Here is a 17,563-nt window from a genome sequence, read left to right as displayed (position 1 = left end):
CGGGTAAGAAATGGCAGATAATGAATATAATGATGAATATCAATTCTCTGATCTGGATACAATTGGCTCGGATGTCTTAGGTGATGAAGAGCCTATCGCCTCCGACGAGATGGGAGAAGCCCCTGCACAAAAGAAACCCCAAGGTAAGAATATCAAACGAAACGCATTAATTGCGGTAGTAATCATTGTTCTTGCTATGCTTGGGTATAAATTTCTTGGTTCGTTTTTTACAAGTAAACCATCTTCAGAGGAAACCACAGTCCCACCGATAACAGCTGCTACCCCTCAACAAATTGAAACAACACCGCCCCCGGCAACCCCGCAACCACAACCAACAGCACAGGTTCAAACTGCCCCTTCACCTGTAGCTCAGGCTCCTATTGTAGATAATTCACAGATTACTCAGAAACTCTCAGCTTTGGAAATGGGGCAACAAAATGTGCGGGCTGAGGTGAGTTCGTTGAATAGCCAGCTCAATGGACTCAATTCAAATCTAAATCAATTGTCCGAAAAAATTGCTAATTTGAACCGCATGATCAACTTGTTGGTCACTAAACTTGACCAGCAATCCAATCAAATTGCTCTCCTAACTGAGAGGACAAAACCTAAGCCGCCGCCAGTTCGCCGTATGGCAAAGGCAGCTAGTTTACCAATCTATTATATTCAAGCAGTAATACCCGGTCGGGCTTGGTTAATTGCTCCAAATGGGTCTACACTTACCGTTAGAGAGGGAACCCAAATTGCTGGTTATGGTGTAGTCAAATTGATTGATCCGAATCAAGGGCGCGTATTAACTAGTTCAGGAAGAGTAATTAGGTTTAGTCAGCAAGATAGTTGAGGGGGTTATGTCCGGTGGAACTGGTTCTTGGCAATCATGGTTAACAAGTCAAGTTGATATTTTAAACAATATCGCAAATAACTTGTTACCAGTTGAGCGCCTAATTACAGGGGCTGCCTATTTAATTGGTTTAGCTTTCGCGTTTAAAGCGATCTATACTTTAAAGGCCTATGGTGAATCTCGGTCAATGATGTCGAATAGTGCGAGCATCAAAGAGCCTATAATTTATATGGTTGTTGCAGCGATTTTCATCTATTTTCCTACGGGCCTAGCGATTATGCTGCAGACTACTTTCGGCTCTTCGAGCATCTTGCAGTATGCACCTGTAAATAGTAATAATCCAGGTATCAGTGCCTTGTTTGGTACTGGGAGTGTGGTTGGAAGACCAATAGCGATTATAATCCAAACAATTGGACTTATTGCCTTCGTGAGGGGGTGGATTCTTATTGCTCGTTCAGCCTCACAAGGTCAACCCCCTGGGGGGACAGGAAAAGGATTGGTACATATTTTTGGTGGAATTTTAGCAATGAACATTGTAGCCACACTAGAAATCATCAATAATACATTATATGGTACAACTTAATAGTCTTTATTATAAAGGAGAGAGAATAGTGAAAATGCCATTAAAAATAAAGCGCCAAACGGAACGCTTGCTCATATGGGCTGCTTGCTTGAGTTTAATGGCCGTAGCGGGTGAGGTGGCGGCGTCAACATCATTAGGAGGTATGGCTTCCAGTGTTACTTCGTCATTTACTGCTCTGGCTAAATTAATTACAGCAGGATCCTACGTGGCGGGTCTTGGTTTTTCTATTGGCGCAATAATGAAATTTAAACAACATAAGGATAACCCAACCCAAATTCCAATTGGTACGCCAATTGCTTTGGTTTTGATCGCAGCAGCTTTGTTGTTCCTGCCTTCAATCTTGGGTGTTGCTGGACAAACTTTATTGGGAACAAGCGGTTCTGTTGCTGGTCCTTCAGGTACAATTTTCGGAAGCTAATAAAGGGTAATTGAGGAGGCACTAACTAGTTGTTATTGCCTCTTTCTATTTGAAGTTTTTGGCTATTATGAGCATGGTAGATGGCTGCTAAACAGCATAATAAATTAAGGCTTGTTGCTAGCCCGGGTTCCTGGCGTTTATATTCGGCAAGAAAGGCCGATGAGCGCTTTAAAGGTTTTGAGCTTAAAGTATTTCAGCGCGATCGCTATACGTGTCAGTTCTGCGGATTCCAAGCAAAATTATTTCAAGAGGTCGTGAATTTAGATCATGATTTCACCAACAATAAATTAAATAATTTAGTAACTGCTTGTTGCTTTTGTGCCCAATGCTTCTTTATTGAGTCTGTTGGTGTAGGAGGGTATGGAGGGGGTACTTTGATTTACCTCCCGGAGCTCAGCCAACCAGAGTTAAATAGTTTATGCCATGTACTTTTTTGTGCTATTACTAACGATACGGGCTATAAAAATAGTGCCCAAAATATTTATCGGAGCTTCAAATTTCGCTCGCAGATTGTTGAGGAAAAATTTGGTGAGGGAACAAGTGATCCTGCGATATTTGGCCAACTGATTATTGATTCGGGGGTGACTTCGCCTGAGGTTTCCGAAAAGTTATTTAAGAATATTCGCTTATTACCTTCAAGAGCAAAGTTCAGAAAACAAATCGAGCGATGGGCTGCAAGCGCATTGGAAGAAATAACAGAAAACAAGGTTTAGCTAGATTAATAATTTTTCTCTTAACTTAATGCTTTAGGTATTAGTGAGGAGCAGTATGGGAAAATGGGCTGATTCATTTTTTGATGGCGTTGATACTTTTTTTGCCTGGCTAAGTACTTCTCTGAAACAAACAACAGAGTCTTATTGCGAGTTAGAAACCGCAGATAGCCCGACAGTCTTGGTTAATCACGATGGTACATTGCTTTCAATAATTAAAATTGAAGGTATCACAGCGCTTGCTGGCGCTGAGGAATTTGAACGACTTGTCGAAGGGCTCAGTAACGCTTTTCAAGCGGCAATGGGCAGGCCTGGCCACGCCCTACAGGTTCATTTTAGTCACGATAAACAAAATATCAGAAAAGTTATTCAAGACATCTATGCGCCAGCAGAAGCGACTGCGAAAAGACTGGAACTTAATTTAGATGACTTATTCCATGAGCGTGTGGCTTACCTTGCTCAGTATTGCGCAGATGAACGTCTCTATTTTGTGCTGTATACACGTCCCTTTAATTTGCCGCAAGATCAATTAAAAGCAGCAAATAAAGCAAAATTAAAGATGATCAAAGATAAAAAAGCGCCGGCATTTAAAAATAGCCAGACTATCTATGCTGCTATCCCTGAATTACGTGATACGCATGATGCTTATGTCCGCACAATCCTTAATGATTTAGACGCCTTAAATATTCATGCGAAATTGCTGGAAGTCCATGATGCTATCCATGCCGTACGTATGACTGCCGATCCTGATTTCACCGCTGACGATTGGCGCCCCGCTTTGCCGGGAGATAAACTTATACCACGCGAAATCAATGGTTTCAGTGGGGATCCTTCAGATTTGCTATGGCCTTCTTTGGCAAAGCAAGTGATTCCGAGAGACGGTGAAGTTCTCGATCTGCGGACGGTTAGAGTCGGGAATAAAATTTATTCTTGCGTGTATATTGACCTCTTCCCTAAAGATATTCGGCCTTTTATTACCTTATTCTCTCGTATCTTACCGTCGCATGTGCCTTGGCGAATTTCGTTTTTAATGGAGAGTGAAGGATTAAATACCATTAAATTAAAAGGGTTACTTTCTGCTATTTTAAGCTTTTCTTCAGCGCAAAACCGATTAATAAGCGACTCTGTTAATTTGCTAAAATATTTGCAGCTTAATACCGACGATCCTATCATCCGCCTACGGGTTGTCGCTGCGACTTGGGCGCCCGAGGGAGAACTTCCTCTATTGCGTCGCCGTAGTTCAGAGCTGGTTAAAGCAATTGAGGGTTGGGGATCTACGGACGTTTCTGAAATTTGTGGTGATCCTTTTGGCGGTTTCGTTTCCAGTATGTTAGCTACAACGCTCAATAGTACTGCAGTACCCTCTGTAGCGCCCTTGTCAGATGTCATCACCATGTTGCCAATCACTAGACCAGCGTCTCCGTGGCAACAAGGGGCTTTATTATTCCGTACCCCTGACGGTAAGCCATGGCCTTTCCAACCCGGTTCAACGCAGCAAACAACCTGGATTGACCTGGTTTATGCACGTCCGGGTTCGGGTAAATCAGTTTTATCGAATGCGCTTAACCTGGCACTTTGCCTTTCCGGTGGTTTAACTCGGTTACCACGTATTGCTATTATCGATATTGGACCATCAAGCAGTGGCTTGATTTCATTGCTAAAAGAAGCGATGCCCGCATCTAAAAGGCATTTAGTTGCTTACCATCGTTTAAGAATGACGCCTGACTATTCGATTAATCCCTTCGATACGCAATTAGGGTGTCGTTACCCTACGGCGATTGAACGTTCATTTTTAGTAAATTTTTTAACATTATTGACTACCCCGCTTGGTGCAGCAAAACCTTATGACGGCATGCCTGACCTCGCAGGTATGGTTGTTGATGAATTGTATAAAAGTTTGGCTGATGAGTATAACCCAACGCCATACTCTCCTGGTGTTGAGGAGTTTATCGATAGTATTTTGGAAGAAATCGGTTTTGTTAGGGATTCAAAATCAACGTGGTGGGAAGTTACAGATGCCTTGTTTTCAGCGGGGTTCGCTCACGAGGCCATGCTTGCCCAGCGTTATGCAATGCCTCTATTAGCTGATGCAGCATCGATATGTCGTACGCCTTCCATTGAGGATTTATATGAGAAAGTGACTGCACCAACCGGTGAATCATTGATTAATGCCTTTTCCCGTATGGTTTCAGGAGCCGTGCGCGAATACCCAATTTTGTCCCGAGTAACAAGCTTTGATATTGGTGATGCCCGTGTGGTTTCACTCGATTTAGACGAAGTAGCTAAAAGTGGTGGTGATGCAGCTGATCGACAAACATCAGTTATGTATATGCTAGCTCGCTATGTGCTTGCGCGTCACTATTACTTAACTGAAGAAAGTTTAAGCAGCATACCTGAACAATACAGGGAATATCACAGGCAACGTATTTCTGAGATAAGAGAAGATCCAAAACGAATTGTTTATGATGAGTTCCACCGAACTGCAAAATCGTCTGCGGTGCGCGATCAAGTGATTATTGATATGCGGGAAGGCCGTAAATGGAAAGTGCAAATCGCTTTACTTTCTCAATCAGTAGAGGACTTTGATTCCATCATGATTGATTTCAGTACTGCAATTTATGTTATGGACGCAGGCCCTTCGCAAGCCGTTGAGAAAACCGCCCAAATCTTTGGTTTATCCAATACCGCTAAAGTTGCCTTGCGCACTCGAGTTCATGGGCCACGCTTAGGGGGGGCAACTTTCTTAGTTCAGTATGCCACTAAATACGGAGTGAACGTTCAGTTATTGACATTAACATTAGGCCCAGTCGAAGTATGGGCGTTTAGTACTACCGCAGAAGACGCGTTGGTGCGTAATCAACTCTATCGTCATTTGGGTCCTGCAGAAGCACGAAGGGTGCTTGCTGCGCTGTTCCCTAATGGATCAGTGGCAAAAGAAATCGAGAATCGTTTAGCTGCTTTGAAGACTGAAACCGGATTGATTGAGGACGATGTAAAAGAAAGCATTATCGAGCAGTTACTCAGTGATATTCTTAACGCTTATGCGAAGGATCCAAATGTCAAAATGCTGCCTAATAAGGTTTAGTAACTCACTAGGTACGTCCTGAACGTATTTTTAGCCGCGAAGATCTCCCGAATGTGCAGGATTAGAAACACTCGAAAAATTATGCTGTGAACTGGCTCTTCTTCATGCTCAGCAATGCTTGCTAATACACCTTTAGATCTTTCGAGGAAGAAGGTATATTGCACTTTAGGTTACTTCCGGTTTAAGGACAAAACCGGTTAAAATTCCTGGGCTAAAGGGATTAATTTGATTTTGTGTTTTTAGTACATACCTGCCCGAGTTACCGTTCACTTCAAACAGGATTTGCAGGCTTGAGCTGTCATTGTTATCCACCAAAACATTAACCTTCTGCAGCATCTTAAAGAAAGCCCAGGGGCCATTTTCTTCGAGCTCATAGTGATTACCTTCGATAGAATAGAGCGTCAACTTTGCATCGTTTTGCGGCCAGCTAAATTGCGTATAAGAGTCAGAAGTTTGGTTATCAGTGAGTTTGGTTTGACCTATACTCAGTTGCAAATTTGCGACAACAGGATCTAAGCTAATTTTTTGTAAACTGAATTCAATTTTGCTGTTCTCCGTGTTGTCTGGAAAGAACATATTGGAGATCACGTTAGCTCGGATCAGCTCGTTAGTAATATCGCTTGATATGGGCAGCACATAGCCATTTAATTCTTTAGGCTGCCATTGGGGTATTGAGGTGTCTAAAAAAGGTTTAATGTAGTTGTTTACAAAGGAATTAAGGGTACCGCGGGGCGAAAAGAAGTGATCAAAGTCTGCAAGATTGACTTCACTTGCTTGCGAAGAATCCAATGGATAACGATTGGCTATGGTTGTTTGGTATTCTCTATAAACTATTTGTTGCCATTGTCTATTTAAGTAGGTCTTACTTTCATTTATAAAAATAAACCAAGTATCATCGGCTAACTGTTTTGCCCAAGCTGATACTGGCTCAGGAAGCTGTCTGGAACGGTTATATAGAGTGCTAAGCGGATCAGAGAGGGTTGCCCCTTGAAATCTTGATTTGGTTAATTCGAAAGCTGTTCTGCCTTGATCATTGACTAAAGAGAGTGTCGTTAAGAATTTTTCAAGTTCATTAATGTTTTGGGTCAATTCGTTCGTAGCAGAAGCAGTCATTAAATTTAAATTTGTAAATTGATTGGCTACTTTTTCATTGAATCGGGTAGTGGTATCAGTGAGTTCGGGCCCAGTCTGCTGTTGGATCAACTCAATCAATTTGGCAATTGCGTTGGATTGATGCAAGGTTAAAGTTAATTGGCGTGCTTGTTGGTAATCTTGATAATGGCGAAGTTTAGTATGCCGTATAAAATTTTGCCACCAAGTCACGTATTCATAGCTATAGGCTTCTTCCAATAAGGCGGGTAGATTATCAAGATCTTGCCGAGCAAGAACCCAATTTTCATGTTGTAGTTGTGTTGCAATTTTCGGAAGTTCGCCAACGACTTCTTTATATCCCTCTTTTGTATAAAACCGAGGTAAATCTTGCGCGGCTAACTCAAAACCTTCTACAGTAATTTTCTGCTTTTCTTGTGTAAAATGATTTTTAGCAAGTGAATAATATAAGTATGTAGCAGGCAAGGCATTGAGGTAATTGCGCGCATCAATCACAATTTGACGGTTAATCACCAAAGGTTGCATAGGTTGCTTTAAAGCATATTTTAGCAGTACCAATTGCTTATCGATGTTTTTCTGTTGATTATTGCCAGTCCAATATTCCTTAAACCAGTGAATGACCTCTGATTCGGAATAATGCTCAGGTTCAGCAAGCATAAGATAAATTTTTAACGCTTCATAACGGGTTATTTGTGTTTGTGCTGGATCAGAGATAATGTGTTCCATATCAGCAATTAATTCGGGTAAGAAATTATCGTATAACCGCTGCTTATTATTGTTTTTTAATTGTGCTTTTAATTGCTCTATAGTGGGCACAGAAAAGAAACTAGTTGGAATTTGCTCAAGCTTAGTTGTCGCCAAAGATAAATGATACAACGCCGAAGTTTTCTCATTGGATTGGCTAAGTAATGCTTCATAAGTAAGCAATTCTTTGCTTGCTTCATCGAGCAGCTGTGTGGCCTTAAAATGATGATACGCAAGCCAGAGCAGCGATAATCCGACACTTCCTGCCGCAATACCCGCTAACCACTTCTGTGAAGTACTAACTTGTGGAATGTAACGCTTAGTCTGTTCTAGAAAGGCTTTTAGCGCCCCTTCAATGAAATAAGCGCGATAATTATTCGATTGGGGAAATTTATCTTGTACCGTCAAAGCATACTCATGCTGAATTTTTCTATTTAAACGATCCACACTTAGCCCACCTTGTTCAGCGCTCGTAAAGTAAATGGCTTTCAGGCGAAAGAGTTGCAAAGGCAGGTTTTGAATTAAAGACTGAATCGGTACGCGTAAACTGGTGAGCTGAAGAGGAAACTCCCTAATCAAGGTTCGTTTAACCGTTGAGCGGGCAGGATGCAATTTATTAATAATTTGCTGCCCTAAAACCTCAAGCATTTGATCAAATTGATGCCGATAATTTTCAAGTAATTTTTTTCTTAGTTTTGCATTATCTAAAGAAAACCCAAGAGGTTTGGTTAAATCACTTGGATGGTCGGATTGAAAGAAATCACAAAATCCTGCGACTGCATCCAATTTAGTAAATAAAAGCGCTGTATCAACAGGGTAGCCTAAACCTTGGCCAAAACGTTCGAGCAATTGAGCATGTGATTTACAAAGATCTAGAAGATGCACAGGTTCAGTGAGTAATAATTCGCTTGAGTCCACACAGAGTATTATTCCCGAAATTCGGACATTTCGATGGCAGCGATTTAATTGTTTTAAGGTATAACCAATCAAATTTTCTGTCTGATTTAACCACGATTCACCAAGCTCTAAAATAACACCTTGCTGATTATAAAAAAGGTTGGCGCTTGTTTCGTTATCAGCAGGATAATGGGTGAGATTGCTTTGGCGTAGAAGGGAGGTTTTACCTTGATTTATTTTGCCGGTCATTAAAAGAAAAGAGACAGCATTGTGTTGCGGTTTTAGATGTCCAAAAATTTTTTTTAATGCGTCACAAAGCGCGCTTAACGATCTATCCATCAATCATCCAGTTTTGCTGTTACTGTATGTCCAAACTGAACTGTCCTAGCCTGCTTTTCTAAAAGGACTTGACTTACGATATAACTCGAAGTTAACACACTCAAAGCAATGATGCTCACTGCGATTAAGGGTCTACGATTTTTAGGAAAGCTTTCAACCCCTTTTTGCTCATTGAAGAGGTGATGCGATTTATTAACCCGATGTTGTTTAATCAATTGATATAATTCTTCAATTAAATTGTCTAACATCTGCCTACCATCAGCTCGCCCATGCTGTTCCCCTTCAAAACCTGTAATGAGGCAATAATAAGCGAGTTCCAGTAAATCGAGGTACTGATTAGGTCTTTGTTTGATGTAGTTCACAATGTCAAAAAAACGGCATTCTGGGCCTTTTCCGTCGTGTGAGGACGGTGTAAAGGCTTGGAACTCGGCCGCTTTCCCGTAAAGTCTTAAGTAGTTTTTACCAATTAATTCGTCTATGGTAGCGCAAAGCAGGTAATGGGCAATCGCATCAAACTCCTCAGTATAGGCTTTACTGTTTAAACGGCTATGAAACGCGCGCAATTCGTGCTCAATGTTGTCACGGATACTATGAATAGGAGGTAACGACGGTGTCACATACAAACGCTCGAGCAAGGACAGGATGGGGCCTGCTGCAGCAACTAAAGGGTTAGTCGTAAAAGGGGCAATGAATAATTTCGAACGATAATACCCTTGTGGCATTTTGTGGGTGCCAGGTAATGACAGACGGCTGACAAAAGAAGCCGCAATTTGCTCGGCAGCCATGGCTTTCACTCCAAGTGGTATCAAAGTATACATGCTTAGCCCTTACCAGAGAACGGCCATATTTGGCGCATCTTGCGAGAAAAACTTACGGTAAAGACATAAAGATTCACTTGATAATACGTCATCTATATTGCCTTGTCGATAAGGGAAATTAAATAATGCACGTCTGTCCCATTAAAAATGTGATGTCGCTCCGGGCGTAGCGAGGAATCTCCAGCAAAGTGGCACGTTCTGTATCAGTGCATTGACTACCATTAGCTTTTACACTCGTTGTCTTTCCCAAGGAGTTTAATGATGTCAGAGGAAGGTACACCCGGATTTTTATGCCATTTCGAGGCAAAAGATCATGACCCTGAAAATATGGCGATGGTTTGGCATATTATTTTTGAATAGGCTTCAAAATACCAAAATGAAATTTAAAGACATGAGCATTAGGCGACTTCAGAAAAAAGCAGCCTGGTGACCCGACTCTCGATATGATTTTTAATGGCGGCATTTTAATGGGATCGAGTTACCTTCCAGGAGATTCCTCGCTAACGCCCGGAACGACATCACATTTTAATGGGAGAGCCGTATCTTCAAACCTCACAATACGCCATGTATATGAGAAGTTTAATAATTTATTTCCCTACGCTCGGAACGACGTCACATTTTTAAAGGGGCAAACCTGTTAAATAATGCTTCGTTAGAAGACAAAAACGAGAAAGAGGAGTTCTTTGAGAGGATATTATGGGTTAAAATAGGGCGCTCTTAAAGCCCTGAGTCAAATTTGATGTTTGCAAAATTAATTATTGCCTTAACACCAATGGTCTTGGCACTTCCTTTAGCGATGGATATTTATGTGCCAGCTATCCCTCATCTCACCAAAGAGTTCCACGCTAGCGATACGCAAATGCTGATGACATTGAATTTATTCATGCTAAGCGCCGGATTGATGCAGTTGGTGATTGGTCCAATTTCAGATCATTTTGGTCGCAGGAGAATAAGTGTCCTCATGGCATTTTGTTTTGCCCTGGGTTCCTTATGTTGCGGCCTGGCAACCAATGTAAACGAATTGGTGGCCTATCGCATCATTCAAGCCCTGGGTTCTTGTGGGATGATGGTGCTTGGTTTTGCTATCGTTCGTGATCATTATGCAGGTGATAAAAGTGCTAAAGCATACAGCTTCCTAAATGGCATGATTTCTTTTTCCCCCATTTTTGCGACGTTTATCGGTAGTTATCTTGACTTGTATTTGGGATGGCCGTCTACATTTTGGGCGTTGTTATTAGTTGCTTTCCCGGCGATAGTGACGGTTGGGTGTTGGCTCGATGAAAGCCTGCCAGCCAATAGGCGAACAGCGTTAACAACCCAAGTATTAGCGCAATACCTTCATGTCGTCCGTAATCAGGAGTTTGCAATTTATACTTTAGCTTCGGCATTTGGGCATTGTTATTTTTATTTGTTTTGTGCTTTATCACCGTATTTGATTATTCGGACTTTAGAAATTCCACAAACTCAATATGGGTTTTATTTTTGTTTTATGGGCATATCGTTGCTTATTGGTAGTTTCATTGGTGGTTCGATTGTTGAGCGTTTAGGTATTTTTAAGACCTGTCTTTTGGGATATCTTCTTAGTTTAATCGGTGGATTATGGATGTTGATTTGGTATCTAGCGCAGGGCTTAAGTATTCATAATTTTATTTATCCAATGCTATTCATTGGGATTGGCGGTACGTTTTGCATGGGTGCTGGGTCGGGCGGAGCTATGGCCCCTTTTGAAGAGGCCAAAGGCGCTGCTGCAGCTGCTGGAGGGGCTTTGCGTTTCTTATTTGCAGGTATCGTCGGGTATTTTTTGATTAGCAAAACGGTAAGTTCTACCTTGCCTTTAGCCATACCTGCTGTTTTATTTAGCTTAATCGGTATTAGCGTGCTTCTCTTAGTCTATAAAGAAAGCGAGAGAACAATAGTTAATATTGATTGATACAATCGATATATTCGATTTTACTTATCGACACACTTCTCCTAAAGTTAAATTAGACAAACTTTAGGAGAGAAAAATGATTAAAGTAGGCGATAAATTTCCGGAATTCCATCTAAAAGCAACTGTGAGCAATAAAATGGCAGATGCTTTTGCTGTTGTGTCAAACCAGACTTATCAAGGGAAGTGGTTGGTGGTGTTTTTCTGGCCGAAGGATTTCACGTTTGTTTGTCCAACTGAAATTGCCGAATTTGGTAAATTAAATGGCGAATTTAGTGACCGAGATGCACAAATTTTAGGAGCAAGTATTGATAGCGAATTTGTCCATTTAGCATGGCGAAACCAGCATCCAGACTTGTATGAACTTCCTTTTCCTATGCTCGCCGACATTAAACGGGAATTGACACAAGCTTTAGGTATTCTTGATGAAAATGAAGGCGTTGCCCAGCGGGCGACTTTCATTGTCGACCCGGAAGGTGTCACTCGTTTTGTGATGGTTACTGATTTGAATGTTGGACGTAATCCACAAGAAGTTTTGCGGGTTCTTGATGCATTACAGACAGATGAGCTTTGCCCATGTAGCTGGAAGAAAGGTGAAGAAACCCTTCACGTTTCTTAAGAGGGGAAAAATCATGCTAGAAATCACTCAACAACAATTACCGGAATTTGCTAAGGATGTGCGTTTGAATTTGATAAAGGTATTGGATTTAACTCAAACGGATGGTTTAACTGAACAGCAAATTATCGGCTCAGCTTTAGCGGTGGCCTATCATTTGGGGGATAAATTAATCGTAGCCGATCTACTTGAGCTATGTAAGGAAGAAAAGATTCAAGGTACGGCGAAGTTGGCGGCTAGTTTGATGGCAATGACGAATATTTATTATCGATTTATCCATTTGAGCGAGCATGAGGAACTTACCCAAGTACCAGCAGGCCTTCGCATGCAAGGAATGATGAACCCGGGAATTGATCGCTTAACTTTTGAAATCCTCTCCCTTGCGGTGTCGATTTTAAATGGTTGCGGTGCTTGCATTAGTTCCCATACTCGGCAATTACGAGGGAACGGCGTATCATCCCAAGGCCTGGCACGAATTGGCCGTATCGCCGCAGTGATTCATGCAGCGCATGTGTGTCTTAATTTATGAATTATATCTTGGGAGTTTACCCAAAATCTGCAAAGAGCGCGCTATCGCACGCTCTTTGAAAAGTTGTGTCCGCATACTGGATCGTAATATTCGTGTTCACTCCAGCTGACTCCTATTTTCAGCAGCTTTCTTATCGAGAATTCTGGTAATCTTGTCAGGTGGAACAGGTCCACTAAAAAGAAAGCCTTGGATGCCGTCACAATTTTTTTCTTTTAAAAAATTAATTTGTTTTTGATTTTCAACACCTTCAGCTAGGACTTTAAAGTTAAAACTACGCGCCATGGCAATAATTGCTTCAATGATCACTTCATCACTTCTTGATTTTGCAATATTTTGCACAAAGGATTGGTCAATTTTTAGGCGATCAAAATGGAGTTTTTTAAGGTAATTTAAACTTGAGTTTCCAGTACCAAAATCATCAAGAACAATTTTTACGCCAATTTTTTTAATTTCTTGGATCATTTGCTGAATCTCTACATGGGTAATGATGACATTTTCTGTGATTTCGATTTCGAGGTATTTCGGGTTTACACCATGCTGCTTCAAAATTTTTTCTAATGTTGTCGCAAAATTGACTTGTTTAAGTTGCTGTGTGGTTACGTTTATTGAAACGCGTACTAGAGGAAGATTATTTTTTTGCCAAGTTTTCAGTTGATTGCATACCTCGTGTATTACCCATTCGCCAATAGGAATAATAAGACCTGATTCTTCTGCTACAGGGATAAAATCCAGGGGTAAAATGATCCCCTTTTGGGGATGTCTCCAGCGAAGAAGGGCTTCCACGCCAATCAAATTATTTTTCTTTATATCAAATTGAGGTTGATAAAGTAAGAAAAATTCGTGATTAGCTAGGGCCTTCCTTAACTCAGATTCTTGCTGCAATCGCTTGCTAAGTTCTTGATTCAGTTTAGGTATATAAAATTTAAATTGGTTGCCGCCATGTTCTTTTGCATTATACATGGCTAAGTCCGCATTTTTCAAAAGCGTACTTACCTTTTTGCCATCGTTGGGATATAGACTGATGCCGATACTGGTGGAAATGGAAATTTCACGGCCGGCAACATGGAAGGGCTGATCGAACGACGTAAGGACTTTTTGGGCAACATTCACCACATTTTCATTTTTTGCCAGCTCGGGGATAATCATTACAAACTCATCGCCGCCTAAACGAGCGAGGGTATCTTCTTTGCGTAACACAGTTGAAAGCCGTTTTGCCACCGCGAACAATAACTCATCTCCTACTTTGTGACTCAAGCTGTCATTAATCAATTTGAATCGATCTAGGTCGAGAAAAAAGATTGCAAAATGTTCTTTTCGCCGGATAGCCGATGCGATTGTTTGTTGGATACGATCGATAAGTAACACGCGGTTAGGCAAATCAGTTAATGAATCATGGGTGGCTTGATGCTCTAATTTCTGCTCAAGAAAAGCGCGTTCTGTGATGTCGCGAAAACTCCATACCCTTCCTACGATCGTCGTGTGGACTCGATGGGGTTGTGAGTAACATTCAATGATTTTTTCTCTCTTTTTAAATTTAAGTAGATTGAGACTGGTGTCATCAATATGTTTGTTAAGATGATTTATTTTCTCGAGATACTCTTTGGATTTTTGTAATCTTCCCAACATAAACTCGAACAATAAATTAGCGTCTTTTGATTCTAAAACCGATTTAGGGGCATCCCAAAGGTTGATGAATTGTTGGTTGTAATCCACTATTTTTCCTGACAAATCCACAACTAAAATGCCATTTGATGATGATTCAATGGTTGCCCTGAGTAAAGAGAGGGAGTGTTGCAATGATTCGGTGCGTTCATTCACAATTTGTTGAAGGGATAGGGTGTGATTTTTTGATTCCTTAGCCAATAACCATTTGCGTGTCAATGCACAAGCAAGCTGTCTTACCGCAATCTTATCAAAGGGTTTTTTTAAGATAAGTAAGTTATCACTGACTCCTAATTTTTGTACAGTTTCTTCCCAAGAATAGTCCGAATAAGCCGTACAGATAACGATTTGAATGTCCTTATCAATTTGCCAGATCCGCATAATGGTCTCAAGCCCGTCCCAGCCTGGGGGCATCCTTATATCAACAAAGGCAAGAGCGTAAGGTCTTCCTTGTTCTAAAGCGTTTTTTATTTTTTCAACACCTTCACGTCCTTGTTCGGCAGTATCAATTTCAAAATAGGGCAGCAAATTACCATGGTTAGCTGAATTATTTTTTCCAAATAATTCTTCATCGAGCTGATCAAAAACCTGAGAGTTTTCATTGTCAGTCAATACTTTTCTAAAATCCTGATGAATTGCAGGATTGTCATCAATAATTATAATGCGAAGTTCATCACTCATTGGACTATCCCTTCCTTACCCTGAGTTTCTTTGATTGGCAAAGTCAAAATAAACTTAGCACCTTTGCCAATCCCTTCACTTTCTGCTCTGAGTGAACCGCCCATATCTTGCGCTGACAAAGCGCTACTATGTAAGCCAAAGCCGTGACCATTTTCTTTGGTAGTAAAACCGAATGAAAAAATGCGTTCAAGATGTTCAGGAGAAATGCCTATGCCATTATCGATGATTTGGATATTAACTTGAGGTTTTTTGCCATTAACAATAAATTCTATTTTCTTTTCTTTTTTCTCTTGATTTTCTAGTACAGCATCTTTGGCATTTTGGATGATATTGACAAGGATTTGTAATAACTTTGATTTGTCTGCAACAATGTTAAGTGCCTCGATATTTTTTATTTCCATTTTAATGAACTTATCTTGCGAAGGCTTAGAGGTCATATGTAAAGCGGTTTCTATCAAATCTGGGAGGAAAATATTCTCTGGAATGCTTGATTTTCCGCCGACAGATTTCTGAATGGATACAATATCCTTAATATGATGCAAATCTTTCTCTAGGCTTTCTATTTCCCTCATGTTTTCTTGTTGTTTATATGCGATTAATTCAGATAATGCTATCAGATATTCAGGAATTAATTTTCCTTTGCTATCTTGGGTTAGATACAAGCAGAGATCTTGAATATTTTCTTTGACCATATGGGCGATTTTAAAAAGTTTATCGTAATAGGGTTTTGACATATTCTCTTTTAATATATTGAGGGAAATATTTGAGCTATTAAGTACGTTGCCAATATTATGCAAAATCGTAGTAGCGACTTCTGACATACCGGCACATCGCGCAGTGACTAATAATTTCTGATTTAATTCTTTAATTTTTGCTTCAGTTTCTTTATCTTTATTGATATCTATAATAACCCCTGTTAGCTGGTTATCCTGCTCTTGATAATGAGAAATGACTCGATACCAACCATAATTGTTTTCACGATTTTTTATCCTTATTTCGCACTCAAAATTTATTTTTTCAAATAAAGATTTATGCATTAGTAATTGAAATCTTTCGCGATCATCTTTGTAAATATTACGCAAAAATTCTTTAAGGGTAAATGCGGTTTTATTTGGATTGAAAATATTATAGAGTTCTTTTGATCCAAAAATATAATCGGAATTATCATCATATTGCCAATAGCAGAGATGGCCTATATGTTCTGCATGTTCGAGTTTTTCATTCAAAATCATCATTTCACGAGAGGAAATTTCCATTGAACGATCTAATAAATACCTATCTTGGTCGTTTTCTTGATAAGTTTTATTAATGTAAGAAATAAACTCTTGCCATTTCCCTAAATCGTTAGGTAATTCATTAACGCTAACTTCAATGCGATTGAGTTGTCTTTTTAGTAATTTGTGAAGTTCCACAGAGCTCTCCTCAATTTCTCGACTATTCAACCTCAGCATAGGTAGTTAACGTCATGGTTTGATTATGTAACTTACAATCAGGTGTTGCGAGCGGCGATAATTCACCATAGGAGTAAAATCCAATTTGTGTCGATCCGGATGGGAAAGATTCTAAGGTTGATTCGGTTTCTTCTTCTGTCCTCTCACCTAACAATAATCGACGGCCTACACAGCTTATACTGATGATAAGCGCAGGCTTCTCGGATTTATTTTCACCTTGCATTTTTTTTCTAGCCGTTTCTCCCGCTTCATTGGCACTTGTTATCAGGCGATCGAAATTGGCCCGCATTAATTGTGCATGGTATCCTGTAGGCATATCGCCAGCGAAAATAAGGGAGTGCGATTTCTCATCGATCCCTAAAATAGTTCGCACAAGCGGGGTCTGATCATTTGAACTCATGTCTCGGATGGCTAAGGGATACAACAAACCCGATGCAGGTAATTGATCTGCTCTATCACCAAGGTATTCTTTGTAAAGCTGCAAAGCTGGCCGATGGTCTAATTCGTAAAGAACGTTCTTGGAGGAGCGTGTAATCCGCCGTAGGGGGCCAAAAATATCCCAGCCTCCTCTAGATCCGTGTCCGATTTGGATGTGGTCGCCATAAAGTCCTGCTGCAATGACATGGTCAGTAAGTATTTCACCATTAAAAATGGTCCAAGTATGCTTGAAATCACTGCCATCCCCAGCTAATCCGCCAGTAATCACAAGAGAATCTGGTGCTAAGGAATTCAATCCCTTGACTAATTCCGAGCCGTTGATGTTTAAACCGTCCGATAATACGAAAATGCCGTTGAGATCATCACTTAATAATTGTTGTGTGATCGACTCACCTGCACTAAATGAGTCCTCGTTATTCTTTACCTTTGCCTTAGCAATTTTGATTTTTGTCTTATCGAACTTAGCGACGACAACGGATAGGCTATGGTCGTAAATATGTGCCCCAAATATTTCTCCAGCACTGGAACAGCCTAATATTTTTGCTTTTTTATAGGCGCTTGCTATTTCTTTTATAGGTTGGGGATTATGAAGAAATTCAGGTGCAGCAAAGATTAGAACTAAAGTTTGTTCTGAATCTAAATCAGGAAAATGTTCTAGACTCCAGCCTGTTTTTAGCAAATATTGAAAGGCTTGCACTTCCATAATTTCTCCATAAA

13 protein-coding genes are annotated in these 17,563 nt (G+C 40.4%); 8 read left to right on the top strand and 5 right to left on the bottom strand.

What is annotated here, in order from left to right; all coding sequences use genetic code 11:
* Window positions 1–10: 10 nt before the first annotated feature.
* The 5 genes from icmG to LMI_RS11685 all read left to right on the top strand — a co-directional run bounded on the left by icmG (window position 11) and on the right by LMI_RS11685 (window position 5,634).
* Window positions 11–838 carry a type IVB secretion system protein IcmG/DotF gene (gene icmG, locus LMI_RS11705; protein WP_045099963.1) on the top strand — a complete coding sequence of 276 codons (828 nt, stop codon included), beginning with the start codon at window positions 11–13 and terminating at the stop codon, window positions 836–838.
* Between the two features lie 7 nt (window positions 839–845).
* Window positions 846–1,421 (top strand): type IV secretion protein IcmC, encoded by a 576-nt coding sequence (locus LMI_RS11700; protein ID WP_045099962.1) that lies wholly within the window; start codon window positions 846–848, stop codon window positions 1,419–1,421.
* 34 nt (window positions 1,422–1,455) lie between these two features.
* Window positions 1,456–1,839, top strand: a complete 384-nt coding sequence (locus LMI_RS11695; RefSeq protein WP_045100744.1) for a hypothetical protein — start codon at window positions 1,456–1,458, stop codon at window positions 1,837–1,839.
* An 80-nt stretch (window positions 1,840–1,919) separates the two neighbouring features.
* Window positions 1,920–2,552 carry a type IVB secretion system protein IcmJDotN gene (icmJ, locus tag LMI_RS11690; RefSeq protein ID WP_045099961.1) on the top strand — a complete coding sequence of 211 codons (633 nt, stop codon included), beginning with the start codon at window positions 1,920–1,922 and terminating at the stop codon, window positions 2,550–2,552.
* Window positions 2,553–2,607: 55 nt separating this feature from the next.
* Complete coding sequence (locus LMI_RS11685) at window positions 2,608–5,634, top strand: type IV secretion protein IcmB (RefSeq protein WP_045099960.1); 3,027 nt, start codon at window positions 2,608–2,610, stop codon at window positions 5,632–5,634.
* A gap of 165 nt (window positions 5,635–5,799) precedes the next feature.
* On the opposite strand, the gene icmF is transcribed toward LMI_RS11685, so the two are convergent.
* Together icmF and icmH are read right to left on the bottom strand one after the other, a co-directional pair.
* Entirely contained in the window at window positions 5,800–8,724 is a 2,925-nt protein-coding gene (gene icmF, locus LMI_RS11680; protein WP_045099959.1) for a type IVB secretion system protein IcmF, read from the bottom strand.
* Window positions 8,724–9,509, bottom strand: a complete 786-nt coding sequence (gene icmH / locus LMI_RS11675; RefSeq protein ID WP_045099958.1) for a type IVB secretion system protein IcmH/DotU — start codon at window positions 9,507–9,509, stop codon at window positions 8,724–8,726. The genes icmF and icmH overlap by 1 nt, the downstream gene beginning before the upstream one ends.
* Window positions 9,510–10,281: 772 nt before the next feature.
* On the opposite strand from icmH, the gene LMI_RS11670 reads away from it, so the two are divergent.
* The 3 genes from LMI_RS11670 to LMI_RS11660 all read left to right on the top strand — a co-directional run bounded on the left by LMI_RS11670 (window position 10,282) and on the right by LMI_RS11660 (window position 12,614).
* Window positions 10,282–11,472 carry a multidrug effflux MFS transporter gene (locus tag LMI_RS11670; RefSeq protein WP_045099957.1) on the top strand — a complete coding sequence of 397 codons (1,191 nt, stop codon included), beginning with the start codon at window positions 10,282–10,284 and terminating at the stop codon, window positions 11,470–11,472.
* A 76-nt stretch (window positions 11,473–11,548) separates the two neighbouring features.
* Entirely contained in the window at window positions 11,549–12,088 is a 540-nt protein-coding gene (locus LMI_RS11665) for a peroxiredoxin (RefSeq protein WP_045099956.1), read from the top strand.
* Window positions 12,089–12,101: 13 nt separating this feature from the next.
* Window positions 12,102–12,614, top strand: coding sequence for a carboxymuconolactone decarboxylase family protein (locus tag LMI_RS11660; RefSeq protein ID WP_052679558.1), 513 nt, complete (start codon window positions 12,102–12,104; stop codon window positions 12,612–12,614).
* 96 nt (window positions 12,615–12,710) lie between these two features.
* On the opposite strand, the gene LMI_RS11655 is transcribed toward LMI_RS11660, so the two are convergent.
* From LMI_RS11655 to LMI_RS11645, 3 genes are read right to left on the bottom strand one after another with little or no spacing between them, the layout of a single operon-like run.
* Entirely contained in the window at window positions 12,711–14,957 is a 2,247-nt protein-coding gene (locus tag LMI_RS11655; protein ID WP_045099955.1) for an EAL domain-containing protein, read from the bottom strand.
* A complete protein-coding gene (locus LMI_RS11650; RefSeq protein ID WP_045099954.1) occupies window positions 14,954–16,369 on the bottom strand; it encodes a sensor histidine kinase in 1,416 nt (471 codons plus the stop codon). The genes LMI_RS11655 and LMI_RS11650 overlap by 4 nt, the downstream gene beginning before the upstream one ends.
* Before the next feature lie 22 nt (window positions 16,370–16,391).
* Window positions 16,392–17,549, bottom strand: coding sequence for an FIST signal transduction protein (locus LMI_RS11645; protein ID WP_045099953.1), 1,158 nt, complete (start codon window positions 17,547–17,549; stop codon window positions 16,392–16,394).
* Window positions 17,550–17,563: the final 14 nt, after the last annotated feature.

It is taken from the genome of Legionella micdadei (assembly GCF_000953635.1).
GTDB lineage: Bacteria > Pseudomonadota > Gammaproteobacteria > Legionellales > Legionellaceae > Tatlockia > Tatlockia micdadei.
The sequence above is the reverse complement of the archived record's forward strand: the minus strand, read 5'-3'. Positions and strand labels throughout refer to the sequence as shown.